General features: G+C 73.3%; 25 protein-coding genes and 1 pseudogene. 5 read left to right on the top strand and 21 right to left on the bottom strand.

Translation table 11 applies throughout. The annotated features are described in order from the left end of the window. Nucleotides 1–15: 15 nt before the first annotated feature. On the bottom strand, nt 16–501 hold the full coding sequence (locus DDJ31_RS01555; protein ID WP_240678321.1) for an ATP-binding protein: 486 nt from the start codon (nt 499–501) through the stop codon (nt 16–18). Nucleotides 502–704: 203 nt separating this feature from the next. Here DDJ31_RS01555 and DDJ31_RS01560 point away from each other — a divergent pair, with 203 nt between their 5' ends. Together DDJ31_RS01560 and DDJ31_RS01565 are read left to right on the top strand one after the other, a co-directional pair. Next, nucleotides 705–935: a DUF397 domain-containing protein gene (locus DDJ31_RS01560; protein WP_127182109.1), complete on the top strand. Its 231-nt coding sequence runs from the start codon at nt 705–707 to the stop codon at nt 933–935. Between the two features lie 97 nt (nt 936–1,032). Next, nucleotides 1,033–1,953 carry a helix-turn-helix domain-containing protein gene (locus tag DDJ31_RS01565; protein ID WP_127182108.1) on the top strand — a complete coding sequence of 307 codons (921 nt, stop codon included), beginning with the start codon at nt 1,033–1,035 and terminating at the stop codon, nt 1,951–1,953. Between the two features lie 15 nt (nt 1,954–1,968). On the opposite strand, the gene DDJ31_RS01570 is transcribed toward DDJ31_RS01565, so the two are convergent. The 10 genes from DDJ31_RS01570 to DDJ31_RS01615 form a co-directional block, all read right to left on the bottom strand. Then, the gene (locus tag DDJ31_RS01570; protein ID WP_127182107.1) at nt 1,969–2,787 is read right to left on the bottom strand and encodes an SAM-dependent methyltransferase; all 819 of its coding nucleotides are present in this window, start codon (nt 2,785–2,787) and stop codon (nt 1,969–1,971) included. 191 nt (nt 2,788–2,978) lie between these two features. Then, nucleotides 2,979–3,746: an alpha/beta hydrolase gene (locus tag DDJ31_RS01575; protein ID WP_127182106.1), complete on the bottom strand. Its 768-nt coding sequence runs from the start codon at nt 3,744–3,746 to the stop codon at nt 2,979–2,981. Between the two features lie 105 nt (nt 3,747–3,851). Further along, nucleotides 3,852–5,195 (bottom strand): LLM class flavin-dependent oxidoreductase, encoded by a 1,344-nt coding sequence (locus DDJ31_RS01580; RefSeq protein ID WP_127182105.1) that lies wholly within the window; start codon nt 5,193–5,195, stop codon nt 3,852–3,854. A 48-nt stretch (nt 5,196–5,243) separates the two neighbouring features. Then, nucleotides 5,244–6,086, bottom strand: a complete 843-nt coding sequence (locus DDJ31_RS01585; protein WP_127182104.1) for an ABC transporter ATP-binding protein — start codon at nt 6,084–6,086, stop codon at nt 5,244–5,246. Then, nucleotides 6,083–6,952 (bottom strand): ABC transporter ATP-binding protein, encoded by an 870-nt coding sequence (locus DDJ31_RS01590; protein ID WP_127182103.1) that lies wholly within the window; start codon nt 6,950–6,952, stop codon nt 6,083–6,085. Before DDJ31_RS01590 ends, DDJ31_RS01585 begins: the two co-directional genes overlap by 4 nt. After that, complete coding sequence (locus DDJ31_RS01595; protein WP_127182102.1) at nt 6,949–7,839, bottom strand: ABC transporter permease; 891 nt, start codon at nt 7,837–7,839, stop codon at nt 6,949–6,951. Before DDJ31_RS01595 ends, DDJ31_RS01590 begins: the two co-directional genes overlap by 4 nt. A 3-nt stretch (nt 7,840–7,842) precedes the next feature. Next, a complete protein-coding gene (locus DDJ31_RS01600) occupies nt 7,843–8,871 on the bottom strand; it encodes an ABC transporter permease (RefSeq protein ID WP_127182101.1) in 1,029 nt (342 codons plus the stop codon). A gap of 32 nt (nt 8,872–8,903) precedes the next feature. Further along, nucleotides 8,904–10,481, bottom strand: coding sequence for an ABC transporter substrate-binding protein (locus DDJ31_RS01605; RefSeq protein WP_127182100.1), 1,578 nt, complete (start codon nt 10,479–10,481; stop codon nt 8,904–8,906). Between the two features lie 470 nt (nt 10,482–10,951). Further along, on the bottom strand, nt 10,952–11,869 hold the full coding sequence (locus DDJ31_RS01610) for a DsbA family oxidoreductase (RefSeq protein WP_127182099.1): 918 nt from the start codon (nt 11,867–11,869) through the stop codon (nt 10,952–10,954). After that, the gene (locus tag DDJ31_RS01615) at nt 11,866–12,288 is read right to left on the bottom strand and encodes an RrF2 family transcriptional regulator (RefSeq protein ID WP_127182098.1); all 423 of its coding nucleotides are present in this window, start codon (nt 12,286–12,288) and stop codon (nt 11,866–11,868) included. Before DDJ31_RS01615 ends, DDJ31_RS01610 begins: the two co-directional genes overlap by 4 nt. A gap of 139 nt (nt 12,289–12,427) precedes the next feature. On the opposite strand from DDJ31_RS01615, the gene DDJ31_RS01620 reads away from it, so the two are divergent. Then, nucleotides 12,428–12,943 carry a cupin domain-containing protein gene (locus tag DDJ31_RS01620; protein WP_127182097.1) on the top strand — a complete coding sequence of 172 codons (516 nt, stop codon included), beginning with the start codon at nt 12,428–12,430 and terminating at the stop codon, nt 12,941–12,943. A 198-nt stretch (nt 12,944–13,141) separates the two neighbouring features. Here the strand turns inward: DDJ31_RS01620 and DDJ31_RS38855 are convergent, their stop codons facing one another. From DDJ31_RS38855 to DDJ31_RS01650, 7 genes and pseudogenes are all read right to left on the bottom strand, one after another. Then, nucleotides 13,142–13,405: a hypothetical protein gene (locus DDJ31_RS38855; RefSeq protein WP_367396722.1), complete on the bottom strand. Its 264-nt coding sequence runs from the start codon at nt 13,403–13,405 to the stop codon at nt 13,142–13,144. 304 nt (nt 13,406–13,709) lie between these two features. After that, the gene (locus tag DDJ31_RS01630; RefSeq protein WP_240678320.1) at nt 13,710–14,090 is read right to left on the bottom strand and encodes a hypothetical protein; all 381 of its coding nucleotides are present in this window, start codon (nt 14,088–14,090) and stop codon (nt 13,710–13,712) included. Nucleotides 14,091–14,403: 313 nt separating this feature from the next. Then, nucleotides 14,404–15,204, bottom strand: coding sequence for an inositol monophosphatase family protein (locus DDJ31_RS01635; RefSeq protein WP_240678319.1), 801 nt, complete (start codon nt 15,202–15,204; stop codon nt 14,404–14,406). 200 nt (nt 15,205–15,404) lie between these two features. Next, nucleotides 15,405–15,647: a PaaI family thioesterase gene (locus DDJ31_RS39805; protein WP_367396723.1), complete on the bottom strand. Its 243-nt coding sequence runs from the start codon at nt 15,645–15,647 to the stop codon at nt 15,405–15,407. Continuing rightward, nucleotides 15,620–15,898, bottom strand: a pseudogene (locus DDJ31_RS39810) (PaaI family thioesterase); the annotation flags it as partial. The pseudogene DDJ31_RS39810 and the gene DDJ31_RS39805, both read right to left, overlap by 28 nt. After that, the gene (locus DDJ31_RS01645) at nt 15,895–16,533 is read right to left on the bottom strand and encodes a TetR/AcrR family transcriptional regulator (RefSeq protein WP_240678318.1); all 639 of its coding nucleotides are present in this window, start codon (nt 16,531–16,533) and stop codon (nt 15,895–15,897) included. The pseudogene DDJ31_RS39810 and the gene DDJ31_RS01645, both read right to left, overlap by 4 nt. A gap of 247 nt (nt 16,534–16,780) precedes the next feature. Continuing rightward, nucleotides 16,781–17,812: a sporulation protein gene (locus tag DDJ31_RS01650; RefSeq protein WP_127182096.1), complete on the bottom strand. Its 1,032-nt coding sequence runs from the start codon at nt 17,810–17,812 to the stop codon at nt 16,781–16,783. Nucleotides 17,813–18,101: 289 nt separating this feature from the next. Between DDJ31_RS01650 and DDJ31_RS01655 the strand changes: the two genes are divergently transcribed. Next, on the top strand, nt 18,102–18,728 hold the full coding sequence (locus tag DDJ31_RS01655) for a GntR family transcriptional regulator (protein WP_127183005.1): 627 nt from the start codon (nt 18,102–18,104) through the stop codon (nt 18,726–18,728). A gap of 67 nt (nt 18,729–18,795) precedes the next feature. Here the strand turns inward: DDJ31_RS01655 and DDJ31_RS01660 are convergent, their stop codons facing one another. Genes DDJ31_RS01660 through DDJ31_RS01670 form a run of 3 tightly spaced genes read right to left on the bottom strand, consistent with a single transcriptional unit; the run spans nt 18,796 to nt 21,345 of the window. After that, nucleotides 18,796–19,161: a cupin domain-containing protein gene (locus tag DDJ31_RS01660; RefSeq protein WP_127182095.1), complete on the bottom strand. Its 366-nt coding sequence runs from the start codon at nt 19,159–19,161 to the stop codon at nt 18,796–18,798. After that, nucleotides 19,158–19,949, bottom strand: coding sequence for a carbon-nitrogen hydrolase family protein (locus tag DDJ31_RS01665; protein ID WP_171480758.1), 792 nt, complete (start codon nt 19,947–19,949; stop codon nt 19,158–19,160). Before DDJ31_RS01665 ends, DDJ31_RS01660 begins: the two co-directional genes overlap by 4 nt. A 25-nt stretch (nt 19,950–19,974) precedes the next feature. After that, entirely contained in the window at nt 19,975–21,345 is a 1,371-nt protein-coding gene (locus DDJ31_RS01670) for an MFS transporter (RefSeq protein ID WP_127182093.1), read from the bottom strand. Between the two features lie 141 nt (nt 21,346–21,486). On the opposite strand from DDJ31_RS01670, the gene DDJ31_RS01675 reads away from it, so the two are divergent. Beyond that, nucleotides 21,487–22,173 carry a DUF2848 domain-containing protein gene (locus tag DDJ31_RS01675; RefSeq protein WP_127182092.1) on the top strand — a complete coding sequence of 229 codons (687 nt, stop codon included), beginning with the start codon at nt 21,487–21,489 and terminating at the stop codon, nt 22,171–22,173. The last annotated feature ends 45 nt before the right edge of the window (nt 22,174–22,218 follow it).

Consider the following 22,218-nt stretch of genomic DNA (forward strand, 5'->3'; position numbering starts at 1 on the left):
GTCGCACGGTCACCCTCAGCTCCGGGGCCGCAGGGGCAGCAGGGCCCAGACGGTCTTGCCGGTCGGCCGGTAGCGGGTCCAGCCCCAGTGGTCGCTGAGCGCCTCGACGACCCGCAGGCCGCGCCCGGCGGTGTCCAGGTCCTTCGCGGGCGGCGGGTAGGCAGGGAGGTCGTCGCCGTGGTCGGTGACGGAGATCAGCAGATGGGCGGGGCGCAGGGTGAGCTTCAGCCGGATCTCGGCCTCGGCGGTGTCGAGCGGCCGGTGCGCCCGCGCGTGCCGGACGGCGTTGGCGGTCAGTTCGCCGACGACGGTCCTGGCGTCGTCGGCGAGGTGCTCCGACTCCCAGGCGGCGAGGGTGCGGACGGTGAACCGGCGGGCCTCGGCGCACTCGTGGGAGGTGCCGGACAGCAGCAGGGCGGCGGCCCTGGGCGTGTGGCGCGGCGGGACGTCGGGACGCCCGGTCGGGTCCGACCAAGGGGTCGGGAACGCGGACAACGCCACAGAGCCTCCCTGAACTGAGGTGGTGTCAGGATCGGGCGCCAGCAAGGGGGTTGACGCGCTGACTATTATCCACGGCGAGAGCGAGCGCGTGCAATTTCACGGGAAATTGCGTGCGCGTACGGCCACCGGAGCCGTGTTCGAACGGCCCGCCCGAGCGGCGGCGGGCCGGCGGGCACGGCGCGATCGAACGCGAGGAGAGTGCGATGACATCAGTTCCGAACGGCGTACCGGCAGGCTCCCTGGACGTCCGCTGGACCAAGAGCCGTCACAGCAACGCGGAGGGCAACTGCGTCGAGGTCGCCGCGCTGCCCGGGGGCGGGGTCGCGGTGCGCAACTCCCGCGATCCGCACGGGCCCGCGCTGGTGTACACGCCGGCCGAGCTGGCCGCGTTCCTGGCCGGCGCGAAGGACGGCGAGTTCGACCACTTGGTGTGAGAGCGGCCCGCGGCGATCCGCGTGGACCGGCCCGTGCGGCATCGGGGGATCCGGTGCGATAATGCGTCCCGTTGTCCCCCCGCGACCGGGAGCCAGGATGCCCTCCGAGTCACCGCGCGTCTCCCGTCTCGAACCCTATCTGGCACGTTCCGAACCCGCCCCGACGTTGCTGAAGATGCTGGTCGGCGTGCAGCTCGCGGGGATCCGCGAGGACGCGGGACTGGCACAGGAACAGGCCGCCCGCGCCGTCGGGTTCAGTCCGGCGAAGCTGTCGCGGATCGAGGCGGGCAAGGGCCGCAGACCGCCCACCGAACGCGATGTCCGGGCGCTCCTTGAGCTCTACGGCACGGACGGTCACGAGGCGTCGGTGCTGCTGCGGCTCCTGGGGCGGGCCGGGGAGCCGGGCTGGTGGCAGCGGTACGACAAGCGGCTGCTGCCGGAGTGGTTCGACCGGCTGGTGGGCCTCCAGGAGGCGGCCGTCGCCATCCGCACCTTCGAGATCCAGTACGTTCCCGGGCTCCTCCAGACGCCCGCCTACGCCCGCGCGGTGGTGGAGCGCGGGCTGCCGACCGCGCCGTCGCGCGAGGTGGAACGGCGGGTCGAACTGCGCGTGCGGCGCAGCGCGTTGCTGCGCCGCACGGCACCCCCGCAGCTGTGGGCGATCCTCGACGAGTCGGTGCTGCTGCGGGTGCTGGAGAGCCGTGAGGTGATGCGCGAGCAGCTCGCCCATCTGGTGGCGATGGCCGCGCTTCCCCATGTCACCGTGCAGATCGTCCCGTTGGACGTCACGAACGCGTCGTCGCCCGCCATCCCGGTCACGTATCTGCGCTTCGGCGGGCTCGATCTGCCGGACATCGTCTATCTCGAACACATCAGGAGCGCGACGTTCCTCGAGGACCGGGACGAGACGGAGGAGTACCGGGTGACGCTGGACCGGCTGGCGGACGAGGCGCTCGACCCGAGGGCGTCCCTGGCGATGCTGCGCGAGACCCTCGACCAGCGCTACCGGACGCCCTGACCCGCGCGCCACCCCCTATCCGATCCTGCCCACTCCCCCGAACTCGATCCACTCCTGGGTGAGTTGCCGGGGCACCACGTCGCTGTCCGGCCGCCAGGTGGAGACCTCGACCAGGCCGGGCGACAGGACCTCAAGGCCCTCGAACCACTCGGCGACGTCCCTCTCCTCGCGGACCCGTCCCCAGTGCCCCTGGGTCGCCTGGTTCATGAAGTCCGTGACGAAGTCCCTGACCTCCGCGTCGTCGCTGACGAGTTGGCACATCACCAGGAAGCTGCCGGGGGCGAGCCGTTCACGGACCCGGCGCACCACGGCGGGCGGGCCCTCGGTGTCGCTGTCGGGGATGCAGTGGAACACCGAGTTGAACAGCACCGCCACCGGCAGCGACGGGTCGATGAGCCGCCGGGTGTCGGGGTGGGTGAAGATCCGCTCGGTGTCGCGCAGGTCGGCCTGGATGACGGCGGTCCGCTCGTTCTGCTCCAGCAGGGCGCGGCCGTGCACCAGGACCATCGGGTCGTTGTCGACGTACACCACCCGGGAGTCCGGGTCGACGGCCTGCGCCACCTGGTGGACGTTGTCCTGGGTGGGCAGCCCTGAGCCGTGGTCGAGGAACTGCCGCACCCCGTACTCCCGGGCCAGGGTGCCCACCATCCGCTGCAGGAAGCGGCGGTTGTTGAGGGCGAGCGCCCGGGTGCTGGGCACCACCTTGTCCAGTTCCTCGCAGGCCGCCCGGTCCACGGCGTAGTTGTCCTTGCCGCCCAGGTAGTGGTCGTACATGCGCGCGGCCGTCGGCACGGCGGCGTCGATCGTGGTGGACAGTTTCTTCCCGGACTCCATCGTCTCCCCCGGCTGGCAGGTCCGGTCGCCTTGGTGACCGGCTCGGCTGGCCGCTCATCCTAGGGAGGCGGCGGACGCCACGGCCACCCCTTGATCGGAGGACGGCGCGTTTGCCCCCGGCACCGGCCGGATCCGGCCACCGCCCAGGCGGCGCACGGGGGTTCACCGCCGTCACACCCGCCCCGCGGTGCTCACCAGGCGCTCGACTCGACGGCGACGACCGGGACGAGCGCGTTGCGGAGCGTCTCCAGGAAGGTGACGACCTCGGCGGCGACGGAGCGGTGCTGGAGGTCGTTGAGGACGTCGTGGTGGGCGCCGCGCACCACCGAGAGCCGGGCGCGCGGCCAGGTCGTGGCCGTGCGGCGCAGCGCGGCGCGGTCGGCGAGCGGGTCGGCGTCCCCGACGAGGAGCAGCACGGGCAGGTCGGGCCCGGTGTGGCCGATCCCGGCGGCCAGGGCGGGCGGGACGGGGGTGTCGAGGGTGCCGCGGCGGACCCCGGTGTCGTCGGTGAGGGTGCCCCGGTGGGTGGGGCAGGCGGTGCGGGCGTCGAGTTCGTCGTCCCAGGTGCCGTTGGTGGCGGCGGTGGCGGCGGGCGGTCCGGCGAGGACGGCGGCGGCCGGGGCGAGGCCGGGCGGCAGCGCGGCACGGCCGAGCAGTGCCGCGATCGCGAGGGCGCCGGTGTCGGCGCCCACCAGGACGACGGGTGCGACGACGCCGTCGTCACCGGCCGCGTCGGCGACGGCGTCGGCGAGGCCGGCCGCGAAGCGGTCCAGGGCGTCGTCGAGGCCGTCGGGGCGCGGGTCGGGGGCGTCCACGACGCGGACCCGGTAGGCGTCGGCGGCCAGCCGTCGGCCGAAGCGGGTGTAGGTGGCGCGGGTCTCGCCGCGTCCGGGGACCACGACGACGGTGCCCCGCACCCGCAGCCCGTGAGGAGCGTGGTGGTCGGTGTACTCGGTCATCTCATGCTCCTGCGGTGTCGGGCGTCGGGGGGACGGGGGTCGGGTGGACGGGTGGGAGAGAGCGGGGCGTCGGCGGCGGGGCGGGCCGCGTGCCGTGCGGGCGGCTCACGCGTCGGCGGCGAGGGCGGGCTCGCGGGTGTGGCGGTTGGCGGGGACCGGCAGGCCGAGGTTGCCGCGCAGGGTATCGGCCGCGTACGCGGTGCGGAACAGGCCGCGCTTCTGGAGCAGCGGGACCACGCCGTCGACGAAGAGTTCGAGGTCGTCGTCGGTGCGGAAGGCGAGGTTGATGCCGTCGAGGGTGCCGGCCGCGAACCAGTGCTCGATGGCGTCGGCGACGGTGTCGGGGGCGCCGACGAACGGCGAGCGGCGGAACGCGTTGGCGGACTCGGCGACCTGACGTAGCGTCAGCCGCTCTTCGGTGGCGCGGGCGATGAGGGACGCGGCGGCGGTCCTGCCGCCCTTCTCGGCGAGGTGGGCGATGTCGGGGAAGGGCGCGTCGAGGTCGTGGCCGGAGAAGTCGTAGGCGCCGAAGGAGCGGCCGAGCAGGGCGAGGTTGCGGTCGAGGTCGTTGTCCTCGTCGAAGATCTCCCGTTCGCGGCGCCGCGCCGCCTCGTCGGTGGCGGCGACGACCGGGGAGCCGTGGATGAAGATCTTGATGTGCTCGGGGTCGCGGCCGTGGGCGGCGGTGCGCCGCTTGATGTCGGCGTAGTACTCCTGGGCCTGTTCGAGCGAGCCGCCGGGCGCGTAGATGCCCTCGGCGACCCGGGCGGCGAGGTCGCGGCCCTCCTCGGAGACCCCGGCCTGGAAGACGACCGGCTGGCCCTGCGGTGAGCGGGACAGGTTGAGCGGTCCCGCGACCTTGAAGTGCTCGCCCTCGTGGCGGAGTTCGTGCAGCTTCGACGGGTCGAGGAACAGGTTGCGCTCGACGTCGGCGGGGAACGCGTCGTCCTCGTAGGAGTCCCACAGTCCGCGGGCGACCTGCACGAACTCCAGGGCGCGGGCGTAGCGGGTGGCGTAGTCGAGGTGTTCGTCGAGCCCGTAGTTCCTCGCGGTGCCGGTGTCGAAGCTGGTGACGACGTTCCAGCCGGCCCGGCCGCCGCTGATGTGGTCGAGGGAGGCGAAGCGGCGGGCGAGGTTGAAGGGCGAGTTGTAGGTGGAACTCGCCGTGCCGACCAGGCCGATGTGCCGGGTGTGGGTGGCGACCGCGGACAACAGGGTGAGCGGTTCGAGGCGGTTGAGGTAGTGGGCCGGGTAGGTGGCGTTGATGAACTGGCTGTCGACGATGAACAGGGCGTCGAACAGGGCGTGTTCGGCGGCCTTGGCCTGCCGGATGTAGTAGTTGACGTCGATGCTGGCGTTCTTGGCGACCCGGGGGTCCTTCCACAGGCCGTGCTGGCCGGGGCCGCCGACGCCGTAGGGGTGGAGGGCGAGGTGCAGGGGGCGGGGCATGGTTCTTCCCTTGGGTGCGAGTGGGTCCAGGCGGACGCGAGAGCGGGGTCAGGCGGGCAGGAGGGCGCGCAGGGCGTCGCGTTCGGCACGGTCGGCGGGGGCCGGGCCGCGCAGGGTGGGCGCGGAGCCGACCAGCAGCCGGGTGTAGGGGTGGCGGGGCGCGCCGATGACGGCGGCCGCGGTGCCGGTCTCGACCTGTTCGCCCCGGTGGAGCACGGCGATCCGGTCGGCGACGCCGGCGACCGAGCCGAGGTCGTGGGAGATGAAGACGAGGGCGGTCCCGGCGTCGCGGAGTTCCTTGAGGATCTCCAGGACCTGGACGCGGTTGGCCGAGTCCAGGGCGCTGACCGGTTCGTCGAGGATGAGCAGCCGTGGTTCGGTGATCAACGCCCGTGCCACGGCGACGCGTTGGCGTTGGCCGCCGGAGACCTCGCCGGGCAGCCGGTCGAGGAGTTCGCCGTCGAGCCGTACCCGGGCGAGCAGCGCGCGGGCCCGTTCGACGGCGTCGGCGCGCGGTACGCCCCGCACCAGGAGCGGTTCGGTGAGCGACTGGCCGACGGTGAGGTCGGGGTCGAGGCTGCGCAGCGGGTCCTGGAAGACGTACTGGACGGTTCCGCGCAGGCGCAGGGCGCGCCACTGGCGGCGGCCGTGCCGGGTGACGTCCTCGCCGTCGACGAGGATCGTGCCGGCCGAGGGCTCGACCAGGCCGAGGACGGTCCTGGCGAGGGTGGACTTGCCTGATCCGGTCTCGCCGATGACTCCGACGGCCTCGCCGGGGTCGACCCGCAGGGTGAGGTCGTCGAGGGCGCGGCGGCGCCTGCGGCGCGGGCCGTAGTGGACGGTGAGGCCGGTGATGTCGAGGACGGGTCCGGCGGGCGTCGGGGTGCTCACGCGTTCTCCTCGGGGGTGCGGAACCTCTCCAGTCCGTACTGCTCGTGCTCGTCGATGAGCAGCCGGGTGTAGGCGTGGCGCGGCCGGTGCAGGACGGCGGCGGTGGGGCCCTGTTCGACGACCTCGCCCTGCCGCATCACGAGGACCTCGTCGCACCGCTGGGCGACGAGGGCGAGGTCGTGGGAGACGAGGACGAGGCCGAGTCCGGTGCGCTCGCGCAGGTCGTCGAGGAGGTCGAGGATCTCGGCCTGGACGGTGACGTCGAGGGCGGTGGTGGCCTCGTCGGCGATCAGGACGCGCGGGTCGGCGGCGACCGCGGCCGCGATCAGGACGCGTTGCAGCATGCCGCCGGAGAGTTCGTGGGGGTACTGGACCCGGACCAGCTCCGGGTCGCGCAGCCGGACGGCGCTCAGCAGCCCGAGGGCGTGGGCGCGGGCGGCCCGGCGCCCCAGTCCCCTCTTGACGCGCAGCACTTCGGCGATCTGCTCGCCGACCCGGATCGAGGGGTTGAGGTAGGAGGCCGGGTCCTGGAAGACGGCGCTGATGACGGAGCCGCGCACGGCCGTCCACCCGCGCGGGGTGAGGGTCGCGATGTCGGTGCCGTCGAGTTCGATGGTGCCGTGGGTGACCTCGAAGTGGGCGGGGAGGATGCCGAGGGCGGCCCGGCAGGTGAGGGTCTTGCCGCTGCCCGACTCGCCGACGATGCCGACGGTCTTGCCCGAGGTGACGTCGAAGCTGACGCCGTGGACGATCTCGCGGCCCGCGGCCCGGTCGGCGATCCGCACGTCGCGCAGGGACAACACCGGCCGGGCGGGGGCCCGTTCGGGGGCGGGCGCGGTGCCGGTCGCCGGGGAGAGGGTCGTCATCGGGTGCCTCCGGAGGGGACGGGGTCGGCGTCGGCCGTGCGGTGGGCGCGGGCCGTGCGGCGTCCGGCGAGGGCGCGGCCCGCCTCGCCCGAGGCGTCGCGGATCGCGTCGGCGAGGAGGTTGCTCGCCCACACGGTGAGGGTGATGAGGAGCGCGGGGGCGAGCGGCGCCCACGGCCGTTGGCCGAGGTAGCCGAGGTCGGAGGCGAGGAGGCCGCCCCAGGTGGGCGCGGGCGGCTGCACGCCGATGCCGAGGAAGGTCAGGCTGGAGACGATGACGAAGCCGACGCCGATGGTCTGGGCGAGGGCGACCGCGATCGGCGGGAGGACCTTGGCCCACACATGGCGGCGCACGATCCAGCCGGTGGAGGCGCCGGCGACGATCGCCGCCTCGACGTACGGGGAGCGCGCCACCGCGAGGGTCGCGGCCCGCGCCACCCGGTAGAACAGGGGTGACACGAGGACGCCGGTCACCAGCATGGCCTGGGTGATGCCGTTGCCGAGCAGCGCGATCACGGCGACCGCGAAGAGCAGGAACGGCAGCGCGACCAGGGTGTCGGCGAGGCGCAGGGTGATCCATTCGAAGACCCGGCCGAGCTGCACCGACAGGATGCCGGGCAGCACGCCGACGACCAGGGCGGTCAGGGCGACCTCGAGGGAGCCGAGGACGCTGACCCGGGAGCCGTCGAGCAGCCGGCTGAGAACGTCCCGGCCGAGGTGGTCGGTGCCGAGCCAGTGCGCCGAGGAGACGGCGGCGAGGGTGTCGTCGCTGGTGGCCAGCGGGTTCTGCGGGGCGAGGAGCGGGCCGAGGAGCGCGAGCAGGGCGATCAGGGCCAGGAGCGCGACGGCGATCCTGCCGGTGGTGAGGGAGAGGACGTTGCGCACCATGGTTCACACTCCTCGCCCGGCCGCCGGCGTCACGCGGGCCAGCACCAGGTTGACGATCAGGTTGAAGGTGACGACCAGGAGGATCGACACCACGAGGACGCCCTGCACGGCGGGTACGTCGCCGGCCTGGGCGGAGTCGTTGGCGAACCGGCCGAAGCCCTGGAGGCCGAAGATCCACTCGGTGACGACGGAGGCGCCGACCAGGGCGGGGAACTTCAGCCCGAGGGTGGCGAGAGCGGGCCCGAGCCCGTTGCGCAGCACGTGCCGGAAGAAGATCCGCCGCGGGCCGAGTCCCCTGACCACCGCCCCGGTCACGTAGTTCTCGCTGTAGGCGGCGACCAGGCTGCCGCGCAGCTGCCTGGCGACGTCGGCGATCACGTCGAAGCTCAACGCGAGGGCGGGCAGCGTGATGTGGGCGAGCCAGGGGCCGACTCCCTGTTCGGGCGGGACGTATCCGGCGGACGGGAACAGGCCGAGGCCGACCGCGAGGACACCGGCCAGCAGGATGCCGACGACGAACGCGGGCATCACCGAGATCACCGTGACGAACCCGGTGACGGCGCGGTCGATCCAGGTGGTGCGCCGCACCGCGGCGAGGGTGCCGAGGACGAGTCCGACGCTCACCCCGATGAGCAGCGCGAAGGTGGCCACGGAGAGGCTGACGCCGAGGCCCAGACCGATCAGGGTGGAGATGTCGGCGCCGTTGGTCCAGCTGGTGCCGAGCCTGCCGTGCAGGACACCGCCGAACCAGTCGGCGTACTGGGTGAGGAAGGGCCGGTCGAGTCCCCAGTGGGCCTCGACCCGGGCGATGGCCTCGGGTGTCGCGTCCTCGCCCAGTTGGACGCGGGCCGGGCTGAGGCCGCTGAGCGAGCGCAGCGCGAACGTCACGAAGGTCGCGACCACGAAGACGGGTACGAAGATCGCGATCGACCGGGCGAGGGTGGTCAGGGCCCGGACCGCGGTGCGCCTGATCCCGGCGGTGGCGCCGCCGCGCCGCGGGGCCGGCGCGGGGCTCAGGTCGGTCGTCGTCATGGTGCTGCCCCTTCCTTGGTGGTGGCCGGTGGTCAGTTGGCGCCGGAGAGGGTCACGCCGGTCCATTCGAGGTGGGCCGGGTTCGCGGGGAGCGAGGAGAGCGACGGGCTCTTGGCGAAGAGGTTGGGCGAGGAGAAGGTGAAGACGAGGGCCTTGCTCGCGAGCCCCGCCCGGGTCGCGGCACGCAGCACGCGCGGGTAGTCGGGGTCGTCGAGCGGGGTCCTGCGGACCTCGGCGACGGCGGCCTCGAAACCGTCGGGCTCGTACGGGGAGGAGAGGTTGAGCGGGCCGTCGGGTCCGAAGTGGGCGGTGAGGGTCTGGACCGCGGAGTCGCGGCCGGTGGTGGAGTACAGCGAGAACGTCAGGTCCTTCGCGAAGAACGGGGTCGCCCAGTTCTTGTCGATCTTGATGGTGACGGTGATGCCGACCTTCGCCAGCTGCGACTGGACGATCTCCGCCTGCGGGTCCTCGGCGGGCACCACCAGGTTCAGTCTGAGGTCGCCCGCCCGGTAACCGGCCTGCGCCAGCAGCCTCTTGGACTCGGCCGGGTCGTAGGGGTAGGTGTTCTCGGACGCCGGGTCGTAGGCCGTGTAGCCCTTCGGGAAGGGCTGGTCGGTGGTCTCGCCGCGGCCGAAGGTCAGCTTGTCGACGAACTCCTCGCGGTCGATCGCGTGGCGGACGGCGTCGACGACCTTGTCGTTGTCGAAGGGCGCCTTGTTGATGTTGAGGCTGATGTTCGAGGCGTTGAAGCCGGGTTGGACGAAGACGTCGAGCCCGGCCTTCTCGGCGGCGTCGGCCTGGCTGGGTTCGATGTCGGCGAAGTTGTAGACGCCGGTGCGCAGTCCGGAGACGACGGTCGACGCGTCGGGCGCCGAGGTCAGTTCGACGTGGTCGATGTGGATGTTCTCGGCGTCCCAGTAGGCGGGGTTCTTCTTCAGGACGACCTTGGTGCCGGGGACGAGCTGGGTGACGGTGAACGGGCCCGCGCCGACCGGGTTCTGGTCGAGCTTCTCGGGCGCGGCGGCGGCCTTGGGGCTGGCGATCTGCAGGACGCGCTGGCCGAGCAGTTGCGGGATCTGGTAGTCGACCTGGGTGAGGTGGACGACCGCGTCGAGCCCCTTGGCGTCCACGGACCTGATGGAGGTGAGGTCGCCGAACAGGGCGGAGTTCTGCTGCTTCTTGGCGCGTTCGACGGCGGCCTTCACGGCGGCGGCGTCGACCGGTTCGCCGTCGCTGAAGGTGAGGCCGGGACGCAGATGGAAGGTGATCTGATCGCCCTTCTTGTTGTACTCCCAGCTCTTGGCGAGGTCGGGGACGGCGTTGCCCTTGCTGTCGGTCTTCGTCAACGAGGCATACACGAGGGCGAGTTCGCGGAACTGGGCGCCGCTGCCCGAGACGACCGGGTCCCAGTGGGCGGGGAAGTAGGAGGACGCCCACTTGAGGGTGGAGCCCGTGCCCGCGCCGGCCGAGGCGTCTCCGCCGCAGGCGCTGAGCGCGGGGACGAGAAGGGCGGCGAGGGCAGTGGCGAGGGCCGTGGCGCGCGGCGGGCGGGCGCGGCCCGGGAGTCGGGGGGCGGCTTGGGCGGGTCGGGGCGTGGGACGTCCGGGCATGGGGTTTCTCTCTCTGGCGGCGTCGGCCCGGTGCGCCCCGGCCGTCCGGCCGCCGCCGGGCGTGCGGCGACGGCGTGCCGGCGCACGCGTCGGGCGGGCCGGGTCAGGGCGGTGGGCGGCTGGTGCGCGGGGCGGACCGGGGCAGGTAACGGCGGAACGGGCTCCGGTGAGCCGGGAGTTACTGGGGGATCGGCCCGCGCGGTGCGGCGGGCGGGCCGGCGTGGGAGGGTCGCGGACGGCGGTGGCGGTCGGCCCGCGCCGAAGGGGCGTCAGGCGGCGGCCGGCCGTGGCCTGCGGCCGGTCAGCGACAGAGGGCGCTACAGGTGCGCCGCAGATCCACGTAGCGGCACACCACTGCGGGGTGCGTCGTGAGCATGCCCATCATCCTGGGGTCGGTCCGGGCGACTGTCAATGGACACCTACAGGTGTCTCATTGGCCGGACGGTCGGCCCGATCCGGCCACCGATCCATCAGCCGGTAGGCGAAACCCGAGGTCGCAGGGCCGGGTGGGTGGCGGCCTCGTCGGGATGCAGCCACAGCGGGCCGCCCTCGGTCTCCACCCGGACGGCGTGCAGCGGCGGCCAGGCGCCGCGCACCAGTACGGCGGACTCGGGCCCGGTCAGGCTGCGGTGACGGGCCAGTGCCTCGTCAGGGCCGAGCGGCACCGGCGTGCGCGGCAGTCCGGGCCGCAGCGCCTCGACGGCGGCGGCGTACTCCTCGTACGGCCGCCAGCCCGGCACCACCCGGTGCCCGTCGGCGCCGCGCACCACCACCGTGGGCAGGGCGTACCGGTGCGCACCGTCGGGCGTCTCCTTGGCCGCCCCCGGGTGGGGCGATCCGCCGGGCGGGGCGAACGCCTCGGGCAGCGGGGCGCGCGCCTCCGCCCGGTCGGCCCGCACCGCGTCGACGACGCTCCCGTGGACCGCGTCGGCGGCCAGCCGCGCCGGGTCGAGCCCCGGCACGCCCCGCGCGGCGTCGAGCGCGGAGGCGAGGGTGTCGGCCGGTTCACCGAGCACGAACACCGTCTCCCGCAGCCGTCGCAGCACCCGGTCGGCGACCGAAGTGCCCTGCCGTTCGGCCGCCTTGGCGACCTGCGAGGCCGGCCAGGAACTCGCCGCGACCCGGCTCAGCGGCACCGCTCGCGGCGCCCGGGTCTGCTCCGCGATCCCGGCCACGTACCGCGCGTACCAGGCGGTCTCGGCGGCCGGGTCGGGGGCCGGGTCGTCGTCGTGGTCGAAGAGGACGGCGTGGACGCGGCGCCAGTGGACCCGGCCGTCGAGGGCGGCCCGCAGCCGCCGGAAGACGGGTTCCGAGCCCCACGCCCACGGGCACAACGGGTCGGTGTACTCGACGACTTCGAGCGGCGCGGGCTCCCGGGCGCCGGTCACGCGGCGCCCCGCCCGACGGCGGGCGCGGGCAGCAGCGAGGCGAGGTCGACCCCGGCGAGGACGGCCGCGGTGTCGGCCTCGATCCGCCGCCACACATCGGGCAGTCCAGCGGCGGGACCGGGGTAGTCGAGCCCGGCGAGGGGGGCGCCGCGCAGGGTGATCAGATCGCCGTCGACGGCGCGGACGACGTCGAGGAGGGTGATGTCGGCGGCGGCCCTGCCCAGCCAGTAGCCGCCTTCGCAGCCGCGCTGGCTGCGCACCAGCCCGGCCTTGCGCAGCTCGTTCACCACGGACTTGAGGAACCGGAACGGAATCTCCTGCGAGGAGGCCACGGCCTCGCAGGTCAGCGGGCGGTCGGGGTGGCGGGCCAGCTCCAGCAGGGCCCGGGTGGCGTAGTCCGCCTTCGCGGAGATGTACATGCGACCATCATGCAGGACCGGCTCCCGTCGCCGGGCGGGTTCTGCCGGGTCCCGCCCTTCGTTGCGGGAACATTGCCGCAGGTGAACCGTAAAGGCCACCTCTTGACATCCTTTTCGGGGGCGTCCTAGCGTCCCCGCCATGAGCGAGCCGCTGACGACGCCCGGCGAGGGCTTCCATCCCCATCTGCACGAGACCCCGGACGACGCGGCCGACCCGGTGGCGCCCCTGCGGACCCGGCTGCACCACATCCGCGCCGATGCCCTCGACGGCGGCACCGCCCAGACCGGCGGGATGCGGCGCTTCGCCGCGATCAGCGGGCGGAGCGTCGGCTCGGAGAAGCTGTGGATGGGGCAGACCCATGTGGCGCCCGCGACCGCCAGCTCCGACCACCACCACGGCGCGTCGGAGACCGCGATCTACGTGGTGAGCGGCCGGCCCGAGTTCGTCTTCCTGGACGACAGCGGCGGCACGCCCGAGGAGGTGCGGCTGCGCGCCTCCCCCGGCGACTACATCTTCGTCCCGCCGTACGTACCGCACCGCGAGGAGAACCCGGACCCGCGGGAGGAGGCGGTGGTGGTCATCGCGCGCAGCACCCAGGAGGCGATCGTGGTGAACCTTCCGCACCTGTACGTCCTCACCGAGGATGGCGCCTGACCTCGCGGGGCGCCGTCGCGAGCTGAGACACGACGGACGCGTCGGCCTGGGGGCGAACGGCACTTGCCCCAAGTCCGGGTGGGCGCGGGGGGCGGTTGCGCCGACTCGGCGCAGCCGAGCGGGCTGTCCGAAGTCACGTGCCGACTGCGCGGCCCGCAGGAGCGTCACTGGGGCGGCGGTGGACGTCGTCCGGCGCGCTCAGCCGTCCGCTGCCGCCAGTGCCGCGACCGCGGGGATTGCCGCGAAGGCCTCGCGCAGGTGCCGGACGAGCACCGCGCGGTCCTGCCGTGCGGCGTCCGCCGAGGTCCAGGGCTCCAGCGCGCGGTGGCAGGCGGCGAGCATGAGGGCGGGCAGCAGGCGCGGTTCGATACGGCCGGGGAACTGTCCGGCCAGCCGGTCCGCCACGATCCGCTCGACGCTCGCGGAGACCTCAGAACAGTGGCGCAGGCTGTGCGCGGTCAGCGTCGGCGTGAGGCCGGACTGCGACTCGACTGGCCAGGAAGCGCCGCTCCCATCCGTCCGTCAACCGCTCCGACGCCGCGAACAGCGCGTCCTTGTACTGCGGGCCGACCTCAGCCGGCTCGCCGCACTCACCGCCCGCGGCGAGCGGGACCCACAGGTCGCCCTGCGGACCGACTGGACACGGGTGGCACAGGCAGTCACCGAAGCGGCAGGCCGCCGCGTACCCGGCAGAGCCGTCATCGGCATCCACTGACTGGCCGGACGACGTCCACCGCTGGCCCTGTGACGATCATGCGGACGCGCCTCAGAGCGGGGTCGGAAGGTTCCAGAAGGCGTCCGACCGCTTGACGACCGTTCGGAGTTCGCGGGCGCTCCGTGGTGACAGTGCCCGCATCACGGTGTCGAGGAGGGCTCGGGCTTCGAGAGGGTCGCCGCAGCAGTACCCGTGCGGGTTGCCCCACTCGTAGTCGTGCCACAGGGTGCGCGCGGGCTGGTGGACGTAGTCCTTCCACAGGCCCACAGCCGCGCTGACGTCGCCTGGCCAGAGGTAGTTGTGCGTGTGCTCAAGACGGATGATCTCGGAGAGCGCGCGCGAGGACAGGCCGTCGATCACCTGCCTGGTACGCGTGGTCCGGTGGCCGCAGGGGGCGCCGGCGCGGAGATGTCCTGGCCGTCTACGCGGCATGGACCTTTCGGTTCGTCATCATGCGGAACACGGTGCCATGATCTCGAACGGTGTCTCAACAGGATTCGCTCACCTGGAACTTCACCGGACGGGGGTGTCAGATCCTGTGCTCTGGCCGAGGTGCACGCACGCGGTCACCGCCGTCCGGCTCCGAGCGGCTGCTGAACGGCTCGTCGCGGTCGGCGAGTTGCGCGGCCGGCGGGCCACTGGGCCCGGATCCCACACCCGGCTCCCGCTCGCCGCGGACCTGCGCCGGTCCTGGGAGCAGCCGACCGTCTCCGACACGCTCACCCTGTCCGGGTACGCCGGGGGCTCACACCCCGGCCAGGCGCAGGAGTTCCGTCGCCTCGGCTGCGACGCCTGGCGCCGCGAGCAGCAACGGCTTGTCGTAGCGCGGGACTTCGGGCAGGGCGACGGCGCCGGCCTCGGTGGCGATGAGCAGGGCGGGCGCGCCGTCGACGTGGTGGAACTCGCCGATCGCGGTGGCCGCGGCCCGTCCGGCGGCGACCTGTGCGAGGGAGAGGGCCGTGGAGCCCATCACCCGGACCGTGCAGTGCCGGTCGGCGAGTTGGGCGAGGAGCGCGTCCATGCCGGGCCAGTGGGCGTGCGCCGCCCACTCGGTGAGGAAGACATGGCCGGTGAGCGCGGTGTGTTCGGCGGCCCGGACCGGGCGGCCGTTGAGCCGGGCGCCCGCGCCGCGCACCGCCGTGAACGTCTCGCCCCGCCAGGGGTCGGCCACGACGCCCACCAGCGGGGTGCCGTCGGGGGCGACGAGGCCCAGGGAGAAGGAGCACCAGCCGATGCCGTGGGCGAAGTTGGTGGTGCCGTCGACCGGGTCGACCACCCAGTGCGGGGCGCCGGGGGCGCCGTCGGTCACGCCGTACTCCTCGCCGACGACGCCGTGCGTCGGGAAGGCCGCGCCCAGCACCTCGCGGACGTGCCGTTCGACCCGTTCGTCGGTGTCGGTGACGATGTCCGCGGGGCTGTCCTTCTCCCGCACGTCGTGCGCGGGGGCGCCGGCGCCCGATCGCCGGATGGTCTCCGCGGCCCAGGCCGCGAGTTCGGTCGCCACCTCCAGGGCCCGCGCCAGGGAGATCTCCGGGTCCGTGTTCACGCAGCCGCCTCCTCGTTCGTCATGACGCCGATCCTGTCACCACGGGACGCGGACTCCGGGCAGGAGAGGGGGCGACGCGGGTGCCGGGCGAGCAGTGTCCGTGCCCTGTCCGGCCGGAAGGGGAAGCCGGGGTGCCGCCGACCCGTCCGGGCGCCGACGATCGCGTGCCGGAGCACGCCGGAGCGCGCCGGGCCCCCGGTTCAGCCCCGCGGTCCGTCGGCCTGCGGGCGCAGGATGAGGCAGGTGGTGGTGGCGTGCGCGATCAGCTTCCCGTTCTCGTCGTGGACCCGGCCCTCGGCGGTCGCGGTGCTGCGGCCCAGGTGGATGACCGACCCGTCGGCGGTGAGGTCTGGCCCCCGGTGCCGGCGGCGCGGATGTAGTTCACCTTCAGTTCGAGGGTGGTGTAGCCGACGCCCGGCGGCAGGGTGCTGTGCACCGCGCAGCCCATGACGGAGTCCAGCAGGGTGGCCGCGATGCCGCCGTGGACCGTGCCGAGCGGGTTCGCGAACTCCGGGCGGGTGGTGAGGGAGATGACCATGCGGCCGTGCTCCACCTCGTCGAACCGCATCCCGAGGAGCCGTCCGATGAAGGGGGCGTCGGGCTCGCCGAGGGCGCCGGCCTGGATCAGGCGCAGCACCTCAAGACCGGAGAGAGCCGAGAGGTCAGTGGGGTCGGTGAGATCGGTGGTGGTCATGAACTCCGCTCCTGGGTGGGGTGTTGGCCGTCCTGACCGGACCGCGCGCCGGGCACTTCCCCGAGCGCCTGGGCCAGCAGGTACCGGGTCTCCTCGGCGACCGCGTCCAGCGGCTCGAGGCCGCGTTCGGCGCGGCACATCACGACGGCGCCTTCGAGCGCCGCGACGACGAGGGCGGCCAGCCGCGCCGCACGCGCCTTCGGCACCGCGTGCCGCCCCAGCAGCCCGGCCAGCGCCTCCCGCCAGCGCGCGAAGGCCTCGGCGGCCGAGTCGATGAGCTGGGGCGCGTCGTCGTGGGGCTGCACGGCGACGGCGACGATCGGGCAGCCGGAGCGGAAGTCGCTCTCCAGCAGCCAGCGCCGCCAGAGCGCGAAGACCGCGTCGACGGCCTCGACCGGGTCGTCCGTGGCGACGGCGGTGTCGATCCGGGCGGCGATGTAGTCACCGGCGTACCGCACGGCCTCGTCGATCAGTTGGGTGCGTCCGCCGGGGAAGTGGTGGTAGACGGAGCCGCGCGGGGCGCCGCTGTGGGCGAGGACACGGTCGATGCTGGTGCCGCCCGTGCCCTGCTCCCGCAGCAGGACGGCGGCGCTGCGCACCATCCGCTCCCGGCTGTCGCTCCTGCGCGGACTCATGCCGCCACCGCCGTCCGATGAGGTTCCTGACGTCTTCCGAGCTTGATTATGCTCTATGCCATAGAACATGCAAGGGTCCCCGACTCAGGCCGCACCCGACAGTTTCCGACGCGAGGGTTCGGGGCGTCGCAGCGGTGACGGCGGCACGCGCTCGGGCCCGGTCCGTCAGTCCGACACGGCCCGCTGACAGCCCACGGGGCCCGGCCGTGTGCCGGCCGGGCCCCGTGCGCCGTGGGACGAGGTCCGCTCAGTCCTCGCCGCCCTCGTCGTCGCCCTCGAAGAAGTCGCCCACCTCGTCGACGACTTCGGCCGCGACCATGCCGCCGACGACACCGACGGCGAGCCCGGCCGCGCCCGCCGCGATGGCGGTGCCCATGCCGGGTCCCGACCTGCGGGGCTCCTCGTGCCCGTGGTGGCCGTCGTACCCATGGTGGCCGCCATGGCCCTGGTAGCCGTCATGACTCTGGTACCCGCCGTGACTCTGGTACCCGCCGTGGCCGCCGTAGGACGCCCGCCGCTCGATCAACTGGCGCAGCCAGCCGTCGACTTCGGCGTTCCAGTCGCGGACGTCGTGGTGGCCGACCGTGTACCGGGCCAGCGTGTCCTGGCCGCCTCCGCCGAAGAGTCCGCCGCGCTTGTCGGCCTCCAGGACGACCTCGACGCCGGCGGGACCGGCGAGGAAGGTCACCTCGATCTCGTTGACCTGGTGGGCGTACTGGGGCGCCGGGGTCAGCTCGATCTCCTGGTAGAAGGGGAGTTGCTGGCCGGTGCCGCCGATGCGCCCGTACTCCAGGTCGGCGGTGCGGAAGCCGAAGCCGAGTTGGCCGAGCGCCTCGAGGATCGCCTCCTGGACCGGCAGCGGGCCCACGGTCAACTGGTCGAGGTCGCCCTTGTCCTTGGCGCCGGCCACCGACAGTTCGGTGCGGACCCCGAGGACGATGCCGAGCGGCTGGCCGTACAGCTCGGTGATCGGGGTCTCCCAGGGCAGCGCGACACCGAACGGCACGGCGCGTTCCTCGCCCGCCGCGAGCCGGAAGCCGCCGCCGACGGTGAAGCGTTCGAAGGCGAGGACGCCCTCGCTCTCCCCGCCGTCGTGCTCGGCCTCGACGCGCGCGACCAGTTCCAGGGTGATGTGCTCGATGTCGAAGTCGGCGTTGCCGCCCTTGAGATGGACCCGTCCCGACAGGTTGCCGCCCGGCAGGGCCGCGCCGGGGTCGAGGACCGTGTCCACCGTGGGTCCGCCCACACCGAGCGAACCGAGCAGCCGTTTGAACACCATCGCGGCGTTCACTCCCTTGCGTACGTACGTGATGTGAGGTGGTGCGTGAGCTCGTGCTCTACAAGCGCGTAGAAGCATAGGGCGGGCGCGGCGGCCGGTGGGCGTGTCCGGGCGCGTGGCGCGGGAACGGCCGAAAAGCGTCGCATATCGGCGCAGGAGAGAGGCTTGACCAGCGGGCTTTACCCGCCCATTGCGTGTGGCGCGGACCCCGCGGGACAGCTCACGGATGCTCTCGGGGGCCGCGTGGTAACTTCCGTATACAAGGTGTATGCGATCTCAGGGGGTTGCGGTGCTGTCCGGTCGGGAGAAGGCCTACGCGTACCTCAAGGACACGGTACTGACCGACCCCGGGATGCAGGGGGCGTTCCTGTCCGAGCAGGAGATCGCCGACCGGATCGGCGTCTCCCGCACCCCGATCCGCGAGGCGCTGCTGCTGCTCGCCGCCGAGGGCCTGGTGGAGCTGGTGCCCAAGCGGGGTGCCCGGATCGCGCCGCTGACCGGCCGGGAGATCACCGAGCTGATGGAGCTGCGCGGGATCGTCGAGCGGTACGCGGCACAGCAGTTGGTGGCCGGTGACCGGATCCCGGTGGCGGAGCTGCGGGCGCTGCTCGACCGGCAGGCCGGACTGACCGGACCCGACCAGGCGCGGGAGTTCATCGCCGTCGACCACCTGTTCCACTCGACGCTGGTGTCGGCGGTCGGCAACACCTTGCTCGACCGCCACTACGAGGGGCTGCGCAGCCGTCAGGTCAGGGCGGGCGTGGTGGCCCTCTTCAACCGGCAGGGCCGCCAGGACGCCGTCCTGCACGAGCACGGCGCCATCCTGGACGCGCTCGTGTCGGGCGACGCCCAGGCGGCCTGCTCGGCGATCGACGGTCATCTGGAGTCAACGTTGAAGGTGCTGCTGGCGGGGTAGGCTCCGCCGCCGTCGGCCGTCCGCCGTCCGCCGTCATCCGTCGGGGTCGGAGGGGGGAGCCGGGCGGTCAGCCGCCGGAGTCGGCGGAGTCCCCATCGTTCGTGCCGCCGTAGGTGAAGACCAGCATCGTGACGCCCCGCTCCGTCCGCCACGGGCCGTGCGGCATGCCCGGTGGCCGGCAGGCGTACATGCCGGCCGTGAACGCGGTGTCCAGGGTGAGGTCGTGCATCGCGCCCGCCACCAGGTACACCTCCTCCCAGAAGGGGTGCCTGGCCACGCCCTGCGGGGAGCTGTCGGTGCCGGGCGCCCAGCGGATCAGCGCGGTCCTGCTGCCCGCGTCGGCGTCCTCGGCCAGCACCTGTTCCTCGACGCCGGGCCCGGTGGCCGTCCAGGGGCCGTCCGGGAGGTGGAACTCCAGCTCGGGCTTGGTCATCGCCACAGCTCCTGGCGGCGGTTGGCGAGCACGGAGGTCCGCTCGCGCACCGAGGCGACCTCGTCCGTGTCCAGCTCGGCGATGAGCAGTTCGGGGCGGGCGCCCGCGCGCTCCCGTACCGTGCCGTCCGGTCCGACGACCCGGCTGTGGCCGATGCCGGTGGGGGCGGTGCCCTTGGGGTGCTCGGGCTCGGCCTGGTCGACGGCGGCGACCCAGAGCGTCGCGTCCAGGGCGCGGGCGCGCACCAGCAGGTCCCACTGGTCGAGCTTGCCGGGGCCCGCGCCCCAGGACGCGGCGAGCAGGGTGGCGAGGGCACCGGCGTCCGCGTGGGCCCGGAACAGCTCGGGGAACCGGACGTCGTAGCAGGTCGCGAGGGCGAGGCGGACGCCGTCCACGTCCAGGGTGACGATCCGTGAGCCGGGCTCGACCGTCGCGGACTCGCGGAAGCCGAAGGCGTCGTAGAGGTGGATCTTGTCGTAGGACGCCTCGACGCCCGGTCCGGTCGCCAGCAGCGTGTTGGCGACGCGGCCCTCGGGGGCCGGAGTGAACATGCCCGCGACGACGACGGTGCCGGTGGCGGCGGCGATCTCCCGCACGCCGTCGGCCCAGCGGCCGTCGAGGGGTTCGGCGAGCGGCGCGAGCGGGGTGCCGAAACAGGCCATGGACGCCTCGGGGAAGACGACCACCCGGGCGCCCGCGTCGGCGGCGCGGCGGGTCCACTCCTCGATGAGCCCGAGGTTCTTCTCGGGTTCGGGGCCGGTGGTGAGCTGGCTCAGGGCGATACGCACGGGGTCACTCCTCAAGGCGGTGGGATCAGTTGGTGGGCGTCGGGTCTTCGGCGGACCGGGCGGCCTCGGCGCCGGCGGCGAGCGCGGTGTCCTCCGCGACGGCCGCGTCCGCGTCCCGGCCGAGCCGGACGCCGGTGAGGGTGACGACCGCCGTCACCGCGATGTACAGGGCGAGCGGCACCCAGCTGTCGTAGGCGCTGAGCAGCGCCGTGAACAGCAGCGGGGCGACCGCGCCGCCGATGATGCCGGCCAGCGTGTAGGCCAGCGAGGAACCGGTGTAGCGCAGCCGGGGCGAGAACTGCTCGGCGATGAACGCGGCCTGCGGGCCGTAGAGGAAGGAGTGGATGGCGAGGCCGACGATGACGCCCGCGGCCAGCGCGAGCCATCCCCCGCCGCTCACCATCGGGAAGAACAGGAACGGCCACACACCGGCGGCGACCGCCGAACAGCCGTACAGCAGACGGCGGTTGATCCGGTCCGAGACCGCGCCTGCCAGCGGGATCAGGAAGATCTGGAGGGACGAGCCGACGAGGACGGCGGTGAGGGCCGAGCCCCGGGACATGCCCAGGTGGTCGGTGGCGTAGGTGAGGACGAAGACGGTGAACATCGCGTAGAGCACGTCGGGTCCGACGCGGCTGAGGATCGCGGCGGTCAGGGCGCGGGGCTGGGTGGTGAACACCTCGCGGATCGGCGCCTCGGGCCGGGACTTCTCGGCCTCCATGGCCTTGAAGACCGGTGTCTCCTCCAGCTTCGCCCTGATCCACAGACCGAAGCCTACGAGGACCCCGGAGAGCAGGAACGCGACCCGCCACCCCCAGGACTCGAACTGGGCCTCGGTGAGGGTCGCGCCGAGCGCCGCGAGTACGCCGTTGGCCAGCAGGTTGCCCGCGGGCGGGCCGACCTGGGCGGCGGAGGCGTAGAAGCCGCGGCGGCGCGGGTCGCCGAACTCGCTGGACAGCAGGACGGCGCCGCCCCACTCGCCGCCGACCCCGACGCCCTGCGCGAACCGCAGCAGCACCAGGGCGGCGGGCGCGACCGGGCCGAGGGTGGCGTAGCCGGGCAGCAGGCCGATCAGGAAGGTGGCGGCGCCGATCAGGACCAGGGTGGCGATCAGCACCTTCTTGCGGCCGATCACATCGCCGAGGCGGCCGAAGACGAAGCCGCCGAGCGGGCGGGAGACATAGCCGACGGCGTAGGTCGAGAAGGCGAGGAGGGTGCCGGTGAGGGGGTCCTCCGAGGGGAAGAACTGGTCGCCGAAGACGAGGGCGGCGGCGGCCGAGTAGACGGCGAAGTCGTACCACTCGAGGGCTGTGCCGGTGAGGCTCGCGGCGAAGGCGCGGCGGACTCCGGAGCGCGCTGCGGGCGCCTTCGAGAGGTCCGCTGGGGTGTCGTGCATGGTTCCCATCCTTGCGTCGGATACATCGACCTTCCGGCATACTTCTTGTATACAGGTCGTATGCGCAAGCCCTGCGCGTGAAGTTAACCGGGGAGAAACCCCGGCTCACCGATCCGGACCCGATCTTGGGGAGTGCCCTCCATGGCTCTGCTGACCTTCGAACTGCCCGACGGCTCGACGCGCGAGGTCGATGTCGTCCAGGTACTGAACGCCGGATACGCCGGCCGCAGCCAGGACGACGTGGCCGCGCACGTCGCGGAGCTGGCCGAGCTGGGCGTGCCCGGACCCTCCGTGACGCCTGCCCTGTACCCCGTCTCCCCCTACCTCGCCCAGCAGACCGGGCGGGTCGCGGCGCAGCACGGGCGGACCTCGGGCGAGGCGGAGTGGGCGCTGGTGGTGGCGGGCGACGGCGAGCTGCTGCTGACCGCCGCCTGCGACCACACCGACCGCGACCTCGAGGTGCACGGGGTGGCCTGGAGCAAGAACGCGGGACCCGACGTCCTCGCGCGCCGCGCCTGGCGGCTGGCGGACGTCGAGTCCAGGATCGACGAACTGACCCTGCGCGCCTGGGTCTCGCACGGCGGCCGGGAGAGCGAGATCCAGCGCGGCACGCTCGCCGAACTGCTCACCCCGGCGTACTGGGTCGGCGTGCTGCGTGCCCGGGGCGAGCTGGTGCCGGGCACGGTGCTGATCTCCGGGACGATCCCGATGGCGCACGGGGTGGACCAGTTCGCCGACGGCTGGCGCGTGGAGCTGGGCGATCCGGCCACCGGCGACACCATCGAACTCGCCTATGACGTGCGGCCGATGCCGGAGCCGATCGGCTGACGGAGGAGACCTCGGGACCGGAAGGGGAGATCGGGTGAGGTAAGC

Origin of the sequence: Streptomyces griseoviridis (genome assembly GCF_005222485.1) — a bacterium.
GTDB lineage: Bacteria > Actinomycetota > Actinomycetes > Streptomycetales > Streptomycetaceae > Streptomyces > Streptomyces hintoniae.